This window comes from Enterococcus sp. AZ140, assembly GCF_051714405.1.
Classification (GTDB): domain Bacteria; phylum Bacillota; class Bacilli; order Lactobacillales; family Enterococcaceae; genus Enterococcus_B; species Enterococcus_B pernyi.
Genome location: NZ_JBIORU010000001.1, coordinates 1,364,862 through 1,384,287, shown reverse-complemented (window position 1 = coordinate 1,384,287; position 19,426 = coordinate 1,364,862). Strand labels below are relative to the sequence as shown.

At 39.8% G+C, this 19,426-nt stretch carries 18 protein-coding genes and 1 other RNA gene; 4 read left to right on the top strand and 15 right to left on the bottom strand.

The features are described 5' to 3' along the window. Positions 1–328: 328 nt before the first annotated feature. From IGJ39_RS06540 to alaS, 3 genes are all read right to left on the bottom strand, one after another. Positions 329–1,468, bottom strand: coding sequence for a cation diffusion facilitator family transporter (locus IGJ39_RS06540; protein WP_062805281.1), 1,140 nt, complete (start codon positions 1,466–1,468; stop codon positions 329–331). Between the two features lie 38 nt (positions 1,469–1,506). Then, on the bottom strand, positions 1,507–2,103 hold the full coding sequence (locus tag IGJ39_RS06535; RefSeq protein WP_019723497.1) for an ECF transporter S component: 597 nt from the start codon (positions 2,101–2,103) through the stop codon (positions 1,507–1,509). Between the two features lie 167 nt (positions 2,104–2,270). Beyond that, the gene (gene alaS / locus IGJ39_RS06530; RefSeq protein ID WP_019723498.1) at positions 2,271–4,913 is read right to left on the bottom strand and encodes an alanine--tRNA ligase; all 2,643 of its coding nucleotides are present in this window, start codon (positions 4,911–4,913) and stop codon (positions 2,271–2,273) included. Between the two features lie 359 nt (positions 4,914–5,272). On the opposite strand from alaS, the gene IGJ39_RS06525 reads away from it, so the two are divergent. Beyond that, positions 5,273–5,701 carry a GNAT family N-acetyltransferase gene (locus IGJ39_RS06525; RefSeq protein ID WP_019723499.1) on the top strand — a complete coding sequence of 143 codons (429 nt, stop codon included), beginning with the start codon at positions 5,273–5,275 and terminating at the stop codon, positions 5,699–5,701. Positions 5,702–5,808: 107 nt separating this feature from the next. On the opposite strand, the gene IGJ39_RS06520 is transcribed toward IGJ39_RS06525, so the two are convergent. Continuing rightward, entirely contained in the window at positions 5,809–7,158 is a 1,350-nt protein-coding gene (locus tag IGJ39_RS06520; RefSeq protein ID WP_019723500.1) for a DEAD/DEAH box helicase, read from the bottom strand. 75 nt (positions 7,159–7,233) lie between these two features. After that, entirely contained in the window at positions 7,234–8,379 is a 1,146-nt protein-coding gene (locus IGJ39_RS06515) for a VanZ family protein (protein ID WP_019723501.1), read from the bottom strand. 127 nt (positions 8,380–8,506) lie between these two features. On the opposite strand from IGJ39_RS06515, the gene IGJ39_RS06510 reads away from it, so the two are divergent. Then, on the top strand, positions 8,507–8,833 hold the full coding sequence (locus IGJ39_RS06510; RefSeq protein WP_019723502.1) for a hypothetical protein: 327 nt from the start codon (positions 8,507–8,509) through the stop codon (positions 8,831–8,833). Positions 8,834–9,009: 176 nt separating this feature from the next. Here IGJ39_RS06510 and IGJ39_RS06505 read toward each other — a convergent pair whose 3' ends face one another. The 7 genes from IGJ39_RS06505 to IGJ39_RS06475 form a co-directional block, all read right to left on the bottom strand. Beyond that, positions 9,010–9,684, bottom strand: coding sequence for an HD domain-containing protein (locus IGJ39_RS06505; RefSeq protein ID WP_019723503.1), 675 nt, complete (start codon positions 9,682–9,684; stop codon positions 9,010–9,012). Between the two features lie 30 nt (positions 9,685–9,714). After that, positions 9,715–11,217 carry a carboxypeptidase M32 gene (locus IGJ39_RS06500; RefSeq protein ID WP_019723504.1) on the bottom strand — a complete coding sequence of 501 codons (1,503 nt, stop codon included), beginning with the start codon at positions 11,215–11,217 and terminating at the stop codon, positions 9,715–9,717. Between the two features lie 63 nt (positions 11,218–11,280). Then, positions 11,281–11,745 (bottom strand): ASCH domain-containing protein, encoded by a 465-nt coding sequence (locus IGJ39_RS06495; RefSeq protein WP_019723505.1) that lies wholly within the window; start codon positions 11,743–11,745, stop codon positions 11,281–11,283. Between the two features lie 81 nt (positions 11,746–11,826). Then, positions 11,827–12,996, bottom strand: a complete 1,170-nt coding sequence (locus IGJ39_RS06490; protein WP_010735544.1) for a THUMP domain-containing class I SAM-dependent RNA methyltransferase — start codon at positions 12,994–12,996, stop codon at positions 11,827–11,829. A gap of 294 nt (positions 12,997–13,290) precedes the next feature. Further along, positions 13,291–13,662: RNase P RNA component class B (rnpB, locus tag IGJ39_RS06485), an RNA gene on the bottom strand. A gap of 18 nt (positions 13,663–13,680) precedes the next feature. Then, entirely contained in the window at positions 13,681–14,094 is a 414-nt protein-coding gene (gene gpsB / locus IGJ39_RS06480; protein WP_010735545.1) for a cell division regulator GpsB, read from the bottom strand. 89 nt (positions 14,095–14,183) lie between these two features. Next, a complete protein-coding gene (locus IGJ39_RS06475; protein WP_108145990.1) occupies positions 14,184–14,723 on the bottom strand; it encodes a DUF1273 domain-containing protein in 540 nt (179 codons plus the stop codon). A 64-nt stretch (positions 14,724–14,787) separates the two neighbouring features. On the opposite strand from IGJ39_RS06475, the gene recU reads away from it, so the two are divergent. Beyond that, positions 14,788–15,429, top strand: coding sequence for a Holliday junction resolvase RecU (gene recU / locus IGJ39_RS06470; RefSeq protein ID WP_438764325.1), 642 nt, complete (start codon positions 14,788–14,790; stop codon positions 15,427–15,429). Further along, positions 15,419–17,809, top strand: a complete 2,391-nt coding sequence (locus IGJ39_RS06465) for a PBP1A family penicillin-binding protein (RefSeq protein ID WP_019724059.1) — start codon at positions 15,419–15,421, stop codon at positions 17,807–17,809. The genes recU and IGJ39_RS06465 overlap by 11 nt, the downstream gene beginning before the upstream one ends. 87 nt (positions 17,810–17,896) lie before the next feature. Here IGJ39_RS06465 and IGJ39_RS06460 read toward each other — a convergent pair whose 3' ends face one another. From IGJ39_RS06460 to IGJ39_RS06450, 3 genes are read right to left on the bottom strand one after another with little or no spacing between them, the layout of a single operon-like run. Beyond that, positions 17,897–18,241 (bottom strand): LPXTG cell wall anchor domain-containing protein, encoded by a 345-nt coding sequence (locus IGJ39_RS06460; protein ID WP_438764322.1) that lies wholly within the window; start codon positions 18,239–18,241, stop codon positions 17,897–17,899. Between the two features lie 32 nt (positions 18,242–18,273). Beyond that, the gene (locus tag IGJ39_RS06455) at positions 18,274–18,837 is read right to left on the bottom strand and encodes a hypothetical protein (protein WP_019724061.1); all 564 of its coding nucleotides are present in this window, start codon (positions 18,835–18,837) and stop codon (positions 18,274–18,276) included. 24 nt (positions 18,838–18,861) lie between these two features. Beyond that, complete coding sequence (locus IGJ39_RS06450; RefSeq protein ID WP_019724062.1) at positions 18,862–19,386, bottom strand: hypothetical protein; 525 nt, start codon at positions 19,384–19,386, stop codon at positions 18,862–18,864. Positions 19,387–19,426: the final 40 nt, after the last annotated feature.

The window sequence follows — 19,426 nt, the reverse complement described above, 5'->3', positions numbered from 1 at the left end:
ATTTGTTCAAAAAGTGTATACTTAAAAATTACAAATTTAATAAATGATACATTCTATTGTACGACTACGACACCACCTCTAAGTTCATTTTAATTGATAAAAGAGTGGACACACCGTTCAGAAAAAATAATATCATCACCCTTTGTTCTCCCCTAAAGATGAAGTGGCGGTGTTCCATGAGCATTCTTTTAAAAAAATAAGCAAAAAACCCGAAAATACAAGATTTCAGGTTTTCTGCTTATTTTAGTTAAGCGGAACAGTTCAATCAAAATCTCATCGCATCAGATGGGCTTATTGATGTTTAACCGTCGCTCATTTTTTTAACTATTTAGAAAAGTAAATAATTATGATCAAAGGTGATATCTAATTGATACTGCCCGACTCTCTTTTCTATTTGGATACGCATCATTCGTTCTAATTCCTCGTCAGACAAACGCGTACCTTCAGGGACAACGACATCAAATTGTAGGATCTGTCCTTTATGGATCATGCGGAAATCATGGATTTTCAAGCCTTCTGCTGTCTCATTGATGATTTTTTTCAACTCATTAAGAATCTCTTGATAATTCTCATTGTTGACTGGTACAGGATCTAGATGACAGACTAATTCTACACCTAATGATCGTTTAAAATCCTTTTCGATAATGTCCATGATCTTGTGTGCTTCATTCAAATCTAGCCGATCATCGACTTCCACGTGAACGGAAGCAAAACGTTGATTTGGTCCGTAATTATGCACTAACAAGTCATGATAACCGAGTATTTTTGTATAGCCATTTAGCTGCTCCTCCATCGCCTGGATCTGTTCAACAGTAGGACGGCTCCCTAATAATTCATATACGAATTCTCTTAACATCATTACGCCGCTGTACAAAATGTAAAGTGCTAACAAGAAGCCAATATAGCCATCCACGCGCCACCCTGTCAACCATTCGACAGAAGCTGAGAGTAAAACAGCAAAGGTCGTATATACATCATTATAACTGTCTTTGGCAGTGGCATGTAACGTTTCCGAATCGATCATTTTTGCGGTTTTCTTGTACATACGTCCCTGAATAACTTTTAAAGCAATCGAAAAGACTAAAACTAAAAAGATGATCGGTGATAAGGCAATATTTTCCGGATCGATGATTTTTTCAATTGAGGAGTGTAAGAACTGGAATCCGACATACGTGATGATGAGAGATACGAATAGTCCACTGATATATTCAAAACGTTCGTGTCCATAAGGATGTTCCGGATCTGCTGGTTTTGCCGCGATTTTGAAGCCAACCAAAGTCAAAACAGAAGAAGCGGTATCCGACAAACTGTTGATAGCATCCGCCATGATCGACACACTTCCAGAGAGTAGTCCGATCATCAATTTCGCAACGAATAGGATCACATTAGTTAACAGTCCCCATACCCCTGCCATCAATGCTTTTTTTGTTCGTTCTTTTGCTGTTAGTGTTTCTTGTTTCTTTGCCAAATTTGTGACTCCTTTTATCTGTGATTGCTGGTCTTATATCATTCAGGTTTTAAAGGTGTTGCTGCAAATAATGCTTTGGCGAGTAATGGTGTGATGATCCCCGCGCCGATAGCTTCTGGAATTCCATTGATTGCAGCAATTCCAGCAAGTGTCTTGAACAAGACCGAAGCATCGACACCATAAGCTTGAGCTGTGGCATTCGTATAAAATAAGCCCATAAATCCTAAAACAAGGACCGTATTGACTAAAGAACCTAAAATTCCTGCCACAACAGCCGGTACGACGATCGTAGAGGAACGCTTATACAACCAATGAAATACTAAGCCAGCCACTAGTCCCACTAAAACTCTGGGTACAACTGAGATGATTGGATTGGTAAAAACCAATGTATCGAACGGTGTAGTTGGCATCGCGTAGGCTCGGATGATCGTCGCAATTCCCCAGAACAAGCCGATCAACATGCCATCTTTCGGTCCTAATACTACGGCCGCTACGATTACTGTGATATGGATGATCGTCAAGCTTATAAAACCTAATGGGATAAAGCCTAACCATGGAATCATTGATTGAACGATAATGATGGCTAACAAAATGGCACGAAGTACTAACCGAAATGTTTTATTTTTGCTATTCATTGAATCTCCCCCTGTTTGCTTTACTCTAATCCTATAGCGTTTTGTTGATTTGTCAATAAATGTGTACATAGCAACAACCGTTGAGCCAATGAAAATAAAGCAACGAGCTTGGGAAATCATCCCAAACTCGCTTGCCATTTATTTGTAGTAAAAACCTACGCTTGCTTCTATTTATTTTCTAACCATGTTTTTGCTTCTGTCAATGCGTCTGAGATACCAGCTGGGTTTTTTCCACCTGCTTGCGCCATATCTGGACGACCACCGCCACCACCGCCGACTTTCGGTGCGATTGCTTTGATCAAATCGCCAGCTTTCAAGCCTGCTTCATTTGCTTCAGGCGTCATTGCTGCTAACAAGCTGACTTTACCTTCTTGTTCGTTTGCCAAGACAAGAATATCTGAAACTGCTTTTTGTTTCCATTGATCGGCTAATTGACGTAATTGATTCATATCTTTTACTTTTACTTGTGCAGTGATGATCGTTTTACCATTGATCGTCTCTGGATTTTTGAAAATATCTCCTGCTTGTTGGTTCGCTAACTTACTTGCCAATTGTTCATTTTCTTTTTGTAGCTCTCTTAACTGTTGTTGCAATTGTTCTGCTTTAGCTACGACTTCTTTCAATTGTGGTGATTTCACGATTGCCGCAACTTCTTTTAGTTGTTGTTCTTCGCTTTCCAACAATTCATAAGCTTCTTTACTTGTCACCGCTTCGATCCGACGAACCCCTGCACCGATCCCTGATTCAGAAACGATTTTAAAGATTCCGATGTTTTCGGTATTACCGACATGCGTACCACCACATAACTCGATCGACCAACCGCCGATATTGACCACACGGACTTCGTTGCCATATTTTTCGCCAAACAATGCCATTGCGCCCATATTTTTCGCTGTATCGATGTCTGTTTCGATCGTTTCAACAGGAATGGCTTCCCAGATTTTTTCGTTTACGATTTGTTCCATTTTTGCCAATTCTTCACTTGTGATTTGACCAAAATGTGTGAAGTCAAAACGCAAATGACCTGGTGCAACCAATGAACCTGCTTGGTTGGCATGATCGCCTAATACTTCTTTTAATGCTTTGTGCAATAAGTGAGTAGCCGTATGGTTTTTGATGATTCGGTTACGTCTTGGTTCATCAATCAATAAATGATAGGTGTTTCCTTCTTTGATCTCAGAAAGGACTTCTACTTTATGCAAGAATTGTCCATTTGGTGCTTTTCGAACATCAGTCACATTTGCTACTGTTTCACCAGAGGCATCAATGATCCAACCTTGATCGGCTACTTGTCCACCCATTTCAGCATAAAATGGTGTTTGATCAAAGATCAATTGCGCTTCCCCATCCGATAGTTCACTGACGATTGTTTCGTCTTGGACGATCACTAGTAATTCACTGTCAGATTCAATATGGTCATAACCGATGAATGTGCTATCTACTTTGATATCTGTCAATAAAGCAGATTGAACACCCATAGATGTTTCTGTATTACGAGCCGCACGCGCGCGATCACGTTGCGCCTGCATTTCTGTTTCAAAGCCTGCGTGATCGACATTCAATCCTTCATCTTCCGCCACTTCTTCTGTCAATTCAACTGGGAATCCATACGTATCGTAAAGTTTAAAGATATCTTTTCCTGCAAGCGTTGTTCCGTTTGCTTGTTTTACCTCTTTGATCACTTGGTTCAAGATCTCAAGCCCTTCGTTGATCGTTTCATTGAAACGTTCTTCTTCCGTACGAACGACTTTTTCGATAAATTCTTTTTGATCCAGCACTTCAGGATAATAGCTCTCCATGATTTCGCCAACAACAGGCACTAAACGGTATAAGAAAGCTTGCTCGATCCCTAATTTTTTCCCGTGCATGACAGCTCGACGTAACAAACGACGCAAGACATAGCCACGACCTTCATTTGAAGGCAATGCCCCGTCACCGATCGCAAAGGATAATGCTCGGATATGGTCAGCGATTACTTTATATGAAATATCAGTTAAGGCATCCTCACCGTATTTTACTTTGTTGCTCAATTGCTCAACTGCATGGATGATCGGCATAAATAAATCTGTTTCAAAGTTGGTTGGTGCATCTTGAACGATTGAAACCATTCGTTCCAAGCCCATGCCCGTATCAATGTTTTTATGTGGAAGAGGTTCAAACGTATTATCTGGTTTGTGGTTGAACTCTGAGAATACTAAGTTCCAGATTTCAAGATAACGTTCATTTTCGCCACCAGGGTAGTTTTCAGGATCATCTTCTTCCAAGTCATTATAGGCTTCGCCACGATCATAAAAAATCTCTGTATCTGGCCCACATGGTCCAGCGCCGATATCCCAAAAGTTATCTTCTACATCCACGATATGGTCAAGAGATAATCCTACTTCTTCGTGCCAGATACGTTTTGCTTCTGTATCTTTTGGATAAACAGTGACATATAATTTCTCAGGATCAAACGCCATCCATTTTGGACTTGTTAAAAATTCCCATGCCCAGTGGATTGCCTCTTCTTTGAAATAATCGCCGATCGAGAAGTTCCCTAACATTTCAAACATCGTATGATGACGGGCAGTTTTCCCTACATTTTCGATGTCGTTCGTACGAATCGATTTTTGCGCATTCGTGATTCTTGGATTGTCTGGTACAACAGATCCATCAAAATATTTCTTTAGTGTCGCCACTCCTGAGTTGATCCATAATAAGGTTGGATCATTGACCGGTACTAGTGAAGCACTAGGTTCGATCGTATGTCCTTTTTCTTGGAAAAAGTCTAAAAACATTTGACGTACTTCTGCACTGCTTAATTTTTTCATTGTTTTACCTTCTTTCTACATAATAAACGACAAAAAACACCATTACAGCCAAGGACGAAAACTCGCGGTACCACCTTGATTGCAATGATGTTTACTCATTACCTCTTAAACTCGTTAACGCTGAGTCGCGTTGATATTTCTATCAAATTGAAAAAGGGAGCAGTTTGAACAGTGACTATTCTTTTTTCAGCCGAGAAAGAATTTTCTGTGAGTCAGTCTAAAACAAACTATGTCCTTTTTGTACTTTATCAGTATACGTATTCTTAGCGATGCTGTCAATCCTACTTTTTGATTTTTCATTGTTTGCGGTCTACGTTTTCCTTGCTATAATCAGGAAAGAACCCTAGGGAGGCAAAACAATGGAAACGTATTTTGGAACCGAAGAATGGATAAAAGCCAGCAGTTACGTTTTACGTTATGACGTATTCGTGTTAGAGCAAGAAATACCTGCTCATTTAGAATTTGACGGTAAGGATGCCTATTACCCAAACCTTGTCATGATCCATGACGAACAGCCAATTGCTACCTTACGTTACCAAAAACAAAGTGACGAACAAATCCAATTTGATCGTTTTTGTGTCGCAAAAGATTGGCGCAAACGTGGGATTGGCAGAGAAATGCTTCAATTGGCAGAAAAGCGAGCAATAAATGAAGCATTCAAAGAAATTTATTTGATTGCAGAAATTCCCGCCGTTCCTTTCTACGAAAAGCAGGGCTATCAGAGTTTTTCAGACCCACTGATCGAAGACGGCATTCTTTGTCAACAGATGCGAAAACAGTTCTCCTAATATCAACTGTTTAATCAAAAAAATCAGCCCTAAAACCCAAAATAGATTTCCTATTTAGGTTTTTGGGGCTGAAAGTCAAGGGGAGCGTGATTCGCTCATGACTGCTCTTATTGGTTGGAATTCTTTTTATTTTTTCTGGCTGTACGCGTTTGTTGACGTCTTTCGATCTTGCGGTCTTTTTTATTTTTCTCCGCAATCGCCCAGTCGATTTTTTTCTTGTAACCAGGTTTGATTTTTTTCTTTTTCTTTTTGACTAAACCAATCAGTGTTGGGTCAAGATTGTCTTTTGATTTTTCACGTTTCGTCCGACGGTTACGGTCATAGGTTTTAACGATTTCACCATTTTTGATTTCCATTGGCTCAAAGACAACACCGATTTTTTCGATGCCTTCGATCAATGCCTCATCACTTGGTGCATATAAAGTGATCGCGGTTCCTTTTAAACCATTTCTACCAGTACGACCGACACGGTGGATAAAGAAATCTAGATCTTCTGGAACCTCCGCATTGATGACATGAGAAACGCCTTCGATATCGATACCACGAGCAGCTAAGTCTGTCGCAACTACATATTGATACTCTAAGTTTTGCACTTGGCGCATCACACGCTTACGTTCACGAGGAGTGATATCTCCATGGATCTTCGCTACTTTCAAGCCTTGGTTTTTCAAGTAATCAGCGATTTCGTCTACATGTTGTTTCGTATTTGCAAAGACGATTGCTAAATAAGGATGCCCGATCGTCAATAATTGATAGATCGTTTGATTCTTATCTTTTCCTTTTGTTGAAACTAACCAATTCTCGATATCTTCTGAGATCACTGCTTTTGGTTTGATTTCTTCGATGATTGGATTTTCCATATATTTACGCAAAAATGGGCGTAGTTTTTCTGGAATCGTTGCTGAGAAAACTAAAAATTGTAATTTTTCTGGCAAGCGGCTAGCGATTTGATCAACTTCATTCAAGAATCCCATATCTAAGGTCATATCTGCTTCATCCACGATGAACGCAAAGGCTGTATGGATCTTTAAAGCTTGCTCATTCATCATGTCAAGGATACGTCCTGGTGTACCGACAACGATTTGCGGTTGTTGGTGATTCAAGCGATTTAATTGACGTTGTTTGTCTGTTCCGCCGACAAAATTCGATACGCGAATCTCCGGATCGGAAAACTTAGCGATTTGAACAGCAGCTTCATAGATCTGCGTCGCCAGTTCACGACTTGGTGCTGTGATTACCACTTGGACTTCTTCTTTATTGGCATTGATTTTTTGAAATAGAGGCAAAAGAAACGTATGCGTTTTTCCTGAACCAGTTTGTGATTGTCCGATGATATTTTTCCCTTTTAAAATCAAAGGAATCAATCGTTCTTGCACTTCTGTTGGTTGTTGGAACCCTTTTTCTGCTAACGCTTCGTTGATAAACGGATGAAAATTGAATTGTTTAAAATGACTCATTTCGACACCTCTTCTCTTTGTATTTTTCACGACTTTGGAATTATACCATAAATTTGCTTATTTTGCTTGAAAAGGTCAGGCTTTTCTATCTTTGATCGTACTGATCGTGTAAGTATGACTCGCTTTTTCATAGAATAAAACTCGCTTTTTACGGATAAAAGATAAGAATAGATTCAGACCGAAGATGAACTGTGCAACCAAAGTACATAAGAAAATGAACACTGCACTCATCTGTGTGACACCTGTCGCTTGATTGATGACTGGACCAACTAATTGGCTCAACCAGCCTAGCCCATAAAATAAGAAATAGAGATACGCATATCGAATGAACAATGCACGAAATCTGATTCGTTCTCTCCCATCTTCAACAAGCTTGATCCGGACGATTTTTTTCCCAAGTGTTCGACCATTTGTAAAGACAGGAAGAAGCATGAAATAGAGAAAGACTTGCACGAACAACCACCAACTATAGGAGGTGAACTCACTACTTCCAATCGACAATCCGGCAACCACTCCGATGATCGACGTACAAATAGATAAGAAAAACCAATCAATTAAATAGGCAACCAGACGGCGTGTCAAAGAGACTGTCTTGCCTTTTTCATAAGATACTTCATCCATTCTCGCTCTTGTTGGCAACATAAACGTAAAGATTGGTGTCACAAGATAGCCAAGCATTCCGCCAAATGTATTGGTCAGTAAATCATTGACATCGAATAATCGATACGGACGTGGATAGATAAAGTAAAGACCGGTTAATTGTGTCAACTCAAAAAATAGGGAGAGACAGAAACTTGCAATGACCGTTTTGACGAAGGATAGTCGGAAATAATACCTTAAATAGATGCCAAAAGGTAAGAGTAAAAAGACATTGAATAATGGCTCTAAAAAAACACTTTGTCGCATCGCAGGTAAATAGGTACTCGGATCGGACAACACGAGGACTGTATTCGCTCTGAAGTTCTCCCAAGACGCAAATAGGTGTAATTCCATTTTTGGACCTGTCATTTGCGCAACAGCTTCCTTAGTAGGTAAAGGTAAAATCACTAAAAAGTAAGCACATAATAGATAAAAGACAAATGAATATAAAATGACCGCTCTAGTTAGGAGAAACGTTCCATACTTTCGGTATTCATAAATAAAAAAGATAGCAGAAATCGCCAATGCGAGAAAAGGAAAGACAATCAACGCAAAACGAATCGGCTCGATATAACTTGCCATAAAACAAAAAGACCTCCTTTGAATACAGTTATCTTAGCAATATTGGTGAAAAGAATGCAAGTAATGACTAAATTATTTTTAAATTCCTATCAATTGAAGTATGATTATTATGAGGAGGCGATTCATTTTGCTTAATATTTATTTTGTATTTGGTGTTCCAGCATTTTTACTTATTCTCTATTTAGTCTTTGCATTGATTCGTAAGCGGACATCGATCCATTACTTAGGCTTTATTCTATTGATCATCGCAGGCTTTATGCTTGTTTTCAACTTACAGACATGGCAACAAGCAGTCTCTGAGCTTTCACATACTTCAAGTGCAGAACTTTCTGCAGAACTTGGCTATTCTGTCTATTTGATCTGGGTACCAATTGGTATTGCTACGTTATTATTTTTGTTGAATATCTTTCGCGCTTTGTTAAGGATCAAGCAAATTCGAAAAAAAAACAAATAGGAAGACGAGGTCAAGCCAGAAGCGTTTAACCTCAAAAAATAAGGCGTCATCCACGAAAATTGTTTTTCAACTTTTTGTGGATGACGCCTTATTTTACGAAGAACTTCCTTCTGTTTACGCCGTTTATTTATTTTAGATGGCGCGAGAGGTCGAATGGCTCAGACATGTCGATTTAATTATCGGTTACGCCAAGTTTGTGCATCAAGTGAATTCTCGCCCACAAACCATTCTTTGTAGAACTCCTCTAGAAATTCACGCATGAACACTTCACGTCGTTTTGCTTCTTGTTTCGCATACTCCGTATTCATTTGGTCTGGCAATAACAACAATTTTTCATAAAAATGATTGATGACTGTCGAGCCTTTACGATACTCTTGTTTGTTCGTATAATTGATTGGCTGGATAAGTGGGTCAAAAATCGGATGCCCCTTATGTCCTCCATAATATGCCGTACGTAAGATACCCATTGCACCTAATGCCTCTAAGCGATCTGCATCCTGTACGATCTTGCCTTCTAAGGATAATTCGACGTTATCAGACAAACTTTTTGAAAAAGACATATTTTCGATGATATGAAAGATTTGATGAATCTCTGATTCTGCCACTCCGATGTTTGCCAAAAAGACTCTGAGTCCTTCTTTCACTTGCCCTTCATCTTCGACCACTTTATCATCGATCGTATCATGTAGATATGCCGCTGCCAGCGTGATAAAAGGATCGGCTTGCGGTAGTGTCTCAAGGACTTGTCGGGAAAGTTCGACTACTCGATTCGTATGGTCCACCCCATGTCCTGAACGATCCAAAGACAATTGTGCCATGCTATAATTAGCAATTTCATTTAATTTATCCACTGCCGCTTTCACCTTCTATTTGAGAATTTTTTAGACTTCTTCAACACCATAAACGCTAAAGTAAAGTTTTCGCATAAAATCGATCAAGTACTGCGGATTCAATACTTCTCCTGTCGCATCTTGAATCAATTGATTTGGTTTTCTTGATGCACCGTACTGATGGATTTTTTCTGTCATCCACTCTTTGATCGGTGAGGAATCATCAGAAGCCAAAATCTCATCAACAGCGATATCTTTTTTCATTGCATGTAATAATTGTGCAGCATACATGAATCCTAACGCATAAGATGGGAAGTAACCAAAACTTGCACCTGACCAATGGACATCTTGTAAGATTCCTTCTAAATCGTTTGTTGGACGGATACCTAAATACTCTTCATATTTTTGGTTCCATACTTCTGGTAATTTCTCAACTTCTAACCCTTCATTGAACATCATTTTTTCGATCTCATAACGTATAATGATGTGTAATGGATACGTCAAACTATCTGCTTCAATCCGAATCAAACTTGCTTTTGTATACTGTAATGAACGATAGAAATCATCAAAAGAAATATCATCAAAGGTTCCTTCAGCACACTCTTGGAAGAATGGGTACTGTTTTTCCCAGAAACTACGATTGCTGCCGACAATGATTTCATTGAAAAGTGATTGCGACTCATGGATGCCCATCGAAGTACCTTCACCAACTGGTGTATACGTATATTTTTCATCAATATTTTGTTCATACATCCCGTGTCCGGCTTCATGAATTACTCCAAACGTTGCCATTTTGAAGTCCTCTTCATTCCAACGTGTCGTGATGCGGACATCATTACGATTAATCCCGATCATAAATGGATGGATCGTGTCATCTAAGCGACCTCGTGAAAAATCATACCCTAACTGTTTGATCACACCGACTACAAAACGTTTTTGTTGTTCCTTCGTCATTTTACGTGAAAGAAAATCCGTCTCTGGCGCTGTTCCTTTTTCCACTAAGGCTTGGCGGATGGACATAATGCCCTCTTTGACTTGAGCAAATACTTGATCTAAGATCTCAACTGTCATTCCTGGTTCGTATTTATTCAACAGAACATCATAATCCGTTTTTTCCTCTTTACGCCAATATGGGATCAACTGTTTTGTGATCTTGATGTTCTCAGATAACGCGGATTCAAAATCAGCAAATTGTTTTGATTCACGCGATTCTTGCCATTTTGTGTGGGCTTTAGAAGTCGCAGAAGTTAATGCAATCATCAATTCTTCCGGTACTTTATGCTCTAATTCATAGTCTTCTTTGACTTTCTCAAAAACCGTTTTTCCGACTTCAGACAACTCGTCAGGGTGCGCAGAGAAGTATTCGATTGCTTCTGCGATTTTCGGTCCGACTTTTTTTGAGAAGTATAGCCCATATAAATAACTGTTGACTTCACTGCGTTCTTCACTTGATTTTTCTGGCATGCCTGTTTGGATATCCCAGTCCAATACTGTTAACGCTTGACTCATTAAATCGATTTCTTTTACTTCTTTCAAAAATTCCTTTTCATTCATCCAAAAATCCTCCAACTTATCCTAGTTATCATTTATCCAATAGTTATCGCTCACTTACATTTACTACATTTCTTTTGCGTTGATTAATTCAAACCGTTCAACAGCAAGGGGCATCTCTTCATAAAATTCTTTTCCAATTTGGGGCATTAACTCCCTAAAAAATTTTTTATGAACTTTATACCAGTAATCATAGCTCAAATCACCCTCACCTTCAGCACGGGCAATTTCTTCTGTTACTTCATTCATTGGCATTATCGTCATATCTGTATATTTTATGATGCCTACAGATTCGTCTTTACTATTTAAAACAATGGTATAACTGCCGATTTTAGACAACGGGTCTTCATCGTAATACAGGCATTCATCGTATGATGAACATGACGCCGTTTTGATCCCCTTTAAAATCAAGTCTGCCAACTCATCTGCCATCGGTGTCCCTTCCCAACCCCACTGCTCTGCCGTAACATTTGTTGGAGGGAGTTCACCTTGCCAAAATTCTTTCCAATACTTTTTTGCTTGTTCATTCATTTTGAATTCCTCCAAAAATCATAGGGTCAAAGGTCTTAAAGTCCCAACCATGGTTTTTAGGTGTCCATACTTATATCCTAGTTATTCGTTTTCAGTCCGTTCTTTTCTTGGTGGACGAGTTCCCCAATATTGGAACAGATCTGTGCGCAATGCACCATTATATAATTTACGTTTTTTTGTTGCTTTTTGTCCGTAAAATTCTTCAAATGCCAAATCACTTGTCAAGATGTACTTACTCCACGTTTTCAATGGTCGGAAGACCTCACCCATTTCTTTGTAGAGACGACGAACGGATTCTTCTTCACCTAAGCGTTCACCATAAGGGGGATTAGCAACGATCACGCCGTATTCTTTTTCCGTTTTGAAGTCCTTCACTGCCCGTTGTTGGAAAGTGATGGAATCTCCTAAACCGATCTCTTCCGCATTGGCTCTGGCGATACCGATCAATTGACCATTGATATCAGACCCAGTGATATCTAATTCGATATCATAATCTGCCTGTTCTTCTGCTGCTGCACGAACTTTTTCCATGATAGCCGGATCGAACCAATCCCACGTCTCACACACAAATTCACGATTGAAACCAGGGGCGATATTATGACCGATCAGTGCAGCTTCGATACACAGTGTTCCTGAACCACAAACGGGATCATAAAACGGACGATCTTTACGCCAGTTCGTCAACATCACTAAAGCTGCTGCCATATTTTCTTTTAATGGGGCACCACCTTTTTCTAAGCGATAACCGCGTTTGAACAAACTTGGACCAGTTGTATCAAGGGTCACTAACACATGATCTTTCAGTAAAGCAACTTCTAGTTGGAAATGTGCACCGGTTTCTGTCAATGGCACAGTAGACGGACGATGATAATACGTACGTAGTCTTTCAACAATTGCTTTCTTAGTGATAGCTTGACAGTCTGGTGTACTATAAAGTGTCGATTTGATCGATTTTCCTGCAACAGGGAAAGAGGCGTCTAATGGAAGGTAATCTTCCCATGGTAACGCTTTGACTTGCTCGAATAATTCATCAAACGTACGGGCATCAAATTCACCCACGACGATCTTGATACGATCTGCTGTACGTAACCATAGATTTGTTGTAGCGATCGTTTCCATCGTTCCTTTGAAACGCGCACGACCATTTTCGACTTGGCACTCGATGCCAAGATCTCTAAGTTCTTTTCCTACTAATGCTTCTAGCCCGCTTGCCGCTGTCGCTATTAAATTGAATTCTCTATTTTTATCCATTGTACTCTCCTTATCAATCAAAAAAGAGGCATGACATTCGTCCTCTATAATCAAACAAATGGTGTGGCAGAAGCAGCCCTTAGAAAATAAGCAACAACACCCAAAAATACGATAAGCTATTTTCGTATGTTGCTGCTTAATTCTTGGAGCTGTGCGCTTCCGTCACACCCTCTTCTAAATCCCCTACATCCGATCTTTTTTATGTGAAAACGCCAGACGTAGGAAAAAGCTATTGTTAGTACTGATTTTGTAGGCTGTTATTCGCCTATCGATTTATTCCCTGAAGATGTGGTTTTCTATAAGCCATGTTCTGTACTTTGTTTTTCCAGGGAGAAAAAACAAAGCGGTAACCATCTATCTGCAGATCAACTGCCCTTTTGTCTCGTTCTGATTCCCCGACAAAAAGCGCCCCTACCGTTGTTTGGGTTGCTCGCTCGAGGGGTTTACCGCGTTCCACCGAACAAGTTTCCTCGTTCGCTTCGTCACTGTGGCACTTTCAAGGATACTGAAGCATAGCCGAAACCTTAGCTTGTTTTCCTGCCGTTACTCTAAAAAGAGTACCTTAGCTTATTTTTTCGCTAAGCACGAACACTACAGGCATCACAGCCTGTGCGAGCATGGACTTTCCTCAGTCTGGTCAAAGCCAGACCGCGATTACCCGAAAACCACAAATCGATTCATTGCTTAAAACTGACGTGTTGCTTCGTTGTCATGTTCGTTTGTTGTTGTATAGTTGTTTGGATTAGGTGTTACTGGTGGTACATTTCCTGCTTGTGCATCTAATTTTTTACCAAATACTTCACGTTCAAGATTTGATAGACGTTTTAAAATATCAAAATTCGTTACTGCCGCACTTTTCGGAGTTTCTGTTTGTTGTGCACGACTTGGAGCTGCTCCTTGGTTTTTCGATAATTGAGCGACTTTTGCACTTAATTTATCGTTTTCTTCTTGTAAAGCAAGGAGTTGTTTGCTGTAATTCTCATAATCTTTGATAATATTGTCTAAGAATTCGTCCACTTCTATCGGATCATATCCGCGCATTTTTGTTTTGAATTCTTGTTGTAAAATGTCTTTAGGACTATAAATCAAATTCGCCATATTTACACCTCTAGTTCTCATTTACGTATTAACGTTTCTACTTTTTTATTGTATCGGAAAAGACTTGATAAATCAAACACTATATTATTTTATTCACTAAAATTTTGCAAATCATCCATGCTGACGGTTCGAATCTCATAAGGATGACTCCCTTGATATTTTTGTGCATCCTTAAAAAAATAGTCTGTTTTTCCAGGATATTCTGGATCATAAATCAATAGTGTCCCATCTGTATGTTGTAGAATAAATTGGGTATGATTTCTTAGTTGACTTGGTGATTGATAGGGTTGGTGACTCACCGACTCACGATAGTCAGAAAGCTGTTCTACCAGCCTTTTCTTTTCCTGATTGTTCTCATTCCAACCATTACCAAACTCTGTAAACGGATAAATGATCCCAAGCTTCAATTCTGGATAATCCGTCTTCATTTCAGCGACGACTTCACCTGCCCATAATTCGACGCCTAAGTTCCCACTGATGATCACCCATTCCAATCCTTCTTCTACCAATTGGGTCAATTCATTTTTTAAAACTTTTTTAATAACTGTCATTTTAGGGTCATTATCTTTGAATATGCCTAATTCAAAACTGCGATAACCAGAGATATACATTACTTTTATTGTATCCATTCCAGTTTCCTTTTCTTTCTCTGTGCTTTTTTGCTATAATGTGGCCTAGGAGAGTGATTCGATCATGGTTTTACGCTATCCAAATGGCCGTCCTTATATCAAGGATGCCTCGTCCAAAGAAAAAAAACAAGTAAAAAGGAACCCACATACGGAGTTTGGCAATCGCGGGATGCGATTTGAAGAAGCCATCAATGAAAGCAACGAGTATTATCTGGCACATCAAATGGCCGTTATCCATAAAAAGCCAACACCGGTTCAAATCGTAAAAGTTGACTACCCTCGACGTAGTGCCGCTGTCATTAAAGAAGCTTATTTTACTCAAGCTTCCACAACTGATTATAACGGTGTCTATCGAGGTTTCTATTTGGATTTTGAAGCAAAAGAGACAAAAAACAAAACTTCATTTCCATTTAAAAATTTCCATCCCCATCAAATCTCACATATGGAAGCTTGTCTAAAACAAGGAGGAATCTGTTTTGTCCTTTTATGGTTTTCTACCTTACAGCGTTGTTTTTATTTAGATAGTACACATTTAGTCCATTATTGGCACGAACAACAGACACAAGGAAGGAAATCCTTGCCGCTTTCATTGATCGAAAAATTAGGAATCGAGATTCCAAGTGGCTTTGCCCCTCGTGTTCCATACTTGCAAGCAATCGAACAGTACCTAGAATCTAATGAAGGAGAACCAAAGAATGCCAACTAATCAAACGAGATCTTCTAAAAGAAGCACCTCCTCTTCTTCTCCAAAGAAAAGAGGAAAACAATCAACGAAAAAAGGCACTGGAAAAGATCGAAAAGGATTGATCACACGTATTCTTTTAATTGGTCTTTCCTTGATCTGTGTCGCTTTTCTCGCAGGGGTCGGACTTTTTTGGTTTTATGCCAAAGATGCGCCTGCTTTGACAGACGAAAAACTGGATGCAACAGTTTCGTCAAAACTTTATACGAAAGATGGCGAGTTATTTGAGGATCTAGGGGCGGAAAAAAGAGAGAAAATTTCTGCCAACGAACTGCCAAAGACACTTGAAGATGCCATCGTTTCAGTCGAAGACCGAAGATTTTACAAACATATCGGTGTCGACCCTGTTCGGATCATCGGTGCCGCATTATCCAACTTTACATCTGGTGGTTTACAGGGTGGTAGTACATTGACTCAGCAGCTGATCAAGCTCTCTTTCTTCTCAACTAGTACCGAAGACCAAACAATCAGACGTAAAGCCCAAGAAGCTTGGATGGCTGTCAGACTGGAACAAACGAAATCAAAACAAGAGATATTGACCTATTATGTCAATAAAGTCTATATGTCTAACGGTCTTTATGGCATGGAAACAGCGGCTCAATCTTACTTTGGAAAAACATTAAGCGAATTGAATTTACCGCAAACCGCGCTTTTAGCAGGAATGCCTCAAGCACCGTCAGCTTATGATCCTTACCAGTTTCCAGAGCAAGCAAAAAAACGTCGTGACACTGTCTTGTACACGATGCTCCAAAACGAAAAAATCTCTCAAACAGAGTACGATACAGCGATCAACACACCGATCACGGATGGGTTACAAGAATTAACCCAAGAAGACACTAATACACGGATCGTCGACAATTATGTCAAAGAGGTCATCAATGAAGTCCATGCTAAAACAGACAAGAATGTCTATACCGATGGCTTAGATATTTATACGAACTTAGACTTGAATGCCCAAAAACACTTATATGATGTAGTGAATACAGATCAATACGTTGCATATCCAGATGATCAAATGCAAGTTGCCACTACGTTGATCGATGTCAATACTGGACAAGTCACCGCGCAGATCGGTGGAAGAAACATTCCGGATGATGTCTCTTTAGGTAATAACTTAGCTGTTAATACCTCTCGTGACTTTGGTTCAACCATGAAACCGATCACTGATTACGCGCCAGCATTTGAAGAATTGAACTATTCTACTGGTAAATTGATCGCCGACGCACCTTACAATTATGAAGGAACTTCTATTCCTGTTTCGAACTGGGACAACCGTTACATGGGAATGGTCACCTTGCGCCAAGCGTTATACCTTTCAAGAAACGTCCCGGCAGTCAAGCTCTTCAATGAAGTTGGCGCAGATAAAGTCGCAGAATTCTTGAGTAGCTTAGGGATCGAATATAGCACGATCCATCAGTCAAATGCGATTTCAAGTAATACTGAACAACAAGATGGTACAAAATACGGTGCTTCTTCTGAAAAAATGGCCGCAGCATACGCTGCCTTAGCAAACGGTGGCACTTACTATAAACCACAATACGTTAATCGGATCGTTTTCCAAGATGGTACTGAAGAAACATTTGAACCAGAAGGAACAAGAGCGATGTCTGAAGAAACAGCGTATATGGTTACTGACATCTTGAAAGATACGATTACTCGCGGAACCGGTACGAATGCCGCAATCCCAGGGTTGATCCAAGCAGGTAAAACAGGAACATCTAATTATACGGACGAGGAATATGCTAAGTTAGGTACCTCAACGGGCGTTTATCCAGATATTTTATTTGCTGGTTACACACCGAATTATGCCATTTCTGTGTGGACGGGATACAATGATAAAATGACTCCGATCACTTCCACTGGAACAGATGTAGCTTCAGATGTTTATCGCGAATTGATGAAATTTGTCTCTGCAAATGTGACAAATACGGATTGGACGATGCCTAACGGACTGTACCGTTCTGGTGGTGAATTATTCTTTAGAAATGCATCATCATCTGGCAATTCAAACGCTACGGTGCCGTCAACGACGATTCCTTCTTCATCTGCGGTCGTCCCTGTAACTCCTGTTCCAGATTCTTCAACGAGCGAAACTGTTCCTGAGACTTCTACAAGCTCAACGACTGAACCTAGTAGCTCTGAACAGTCGACACCACCAAGTAGTGAACCAACTGAACCAAGTAGTGAGCCTTCTACAGAACCACCAGCATCTTCTAGCGAAGAAGCACCACCTGAATCCTCTGCTACGCCGCCAAGTTCTGAAGATACAAATGCTGCTGGTGGTGACAGCGGGACACGAACTGCACCTTCTACTCGAGCTTCGTCTAGAAACAGTAGTGATTGACCATAGAAAAAAGCCATCCTCTGCGGATGGCTTTTTTGTTTACTCGTTTTCTGTCATTTTTCAACGCTCATTTCCTTACTAGATCGATCATTTTAAGTATTCAATAGGATAGTTTCGTTTTCTAGAAAACAAAACTACTCCCCCAGAAATACCAATCAACAGATAACCTAAGAAAACAATTCGTTGATTTACTACTGTTCCTGTTTCGGGTAGATTTTTTCGAGTGATCGCAGAAAGATCAGCGACTAGTGTCTGATGCTTGTTTGCTTCTTTTGTTTCTTCAACAGTCGATCCAATCGTACCAGATACTCTGATATTATGAGTGGATTGCACCTCTTCTGCCTTGACTATGGTGGAAAAGGATAAGCTAATAATAAGAAGTATGTGTAGCACCGATAAAACTTGCCATTTTTTACTTCTATACTTCCTCATCTTACTATCTGATAGTAAATTTTCCATTTGCTTTATTCCTCTACTGCAAAATTCAATACTAGTTTAAAGCTCGGATTACTTTCTACGGAAGCATTTCTCGGTGTCGCATCCCCACTAAATCGGAAGTTACCGACTGTATGATTCCCCTCATTACCAGATAAGGTGAATAAAGGCGTAGCTGTAACTGTCGAAACTCCTTTGTTGAATAATTCGATCGTATTGATCATTAGTCGATCTACTTCGCTCATTTCTTTGACTTCTGTCACATTTGAGACGGAAGCCCGCACACTTAGCGCAGAATGGTTCGTCACGTGATAAGCCGGAGAAGTAATCTTTTTATGCTCAGATTCTTCTGTTGTCCGGAAAATAGCTGTCGTCGGTAGGGTCACATTGATCCATTGATCGAGATTTTCTGGATTTGGACCAGGCTTTGTATTATCAAATTCACCGATGATCCCCTTTATAGTGATATCTCCAGAAGTTGCGCCTTCTCGCCCATCGATGGTTTGGACTGGACTAGCAAAAGCGGTAATTCCACTAATACATACTCCTGTAATTGTTAGAATACTTAACACTAATTTTGTTGCTTTTTTCATTTAGGTAGCCTCACTTAAATTGGATTAATTTTTTATCAATATACTGATTTCTGCTTCGGTTACGCCTTGCTTTTCTTTGGTTTCTGGATCATAGATATTGACTGTCGCTGTTGCTGGATATTCTCCTTTTTCTAAAGGTCGTTTCAAATACACCGCTTCAATCAATTGATTGGGATAAATCGCGCCAGAAGAATAAATCACTTCTTTCGTATCATTGATCGTGATATCGACCGCAATCGGATAAACATTCGTGCCAGGATTGACGATTTCGATCGATCCACGACTTCTGCCATTTTCGAAAACTGCTTCTGGGTTGATCTGCAAGGTGAAATAATTTGCATCTGCTAGTTCTTGCGCACGCTCAGAAATCCGTTGATCACTCGCATCACTGATTTCAGGTAACAAATCCGCGCTGATAACTGGAATGGGTTCTTTGTGACCAAACCAATACCAACTAGCAACAGCCATCATTATTAAAGAAACAAACAATAATAAGACACCGTTCTTCCGTCGTTTCTTTTGTTGATTCCTTCGTTTTGTTTTACTCATTGGTTGAACGTCTCCTAGTCATTATCATTCTTTTATCTCG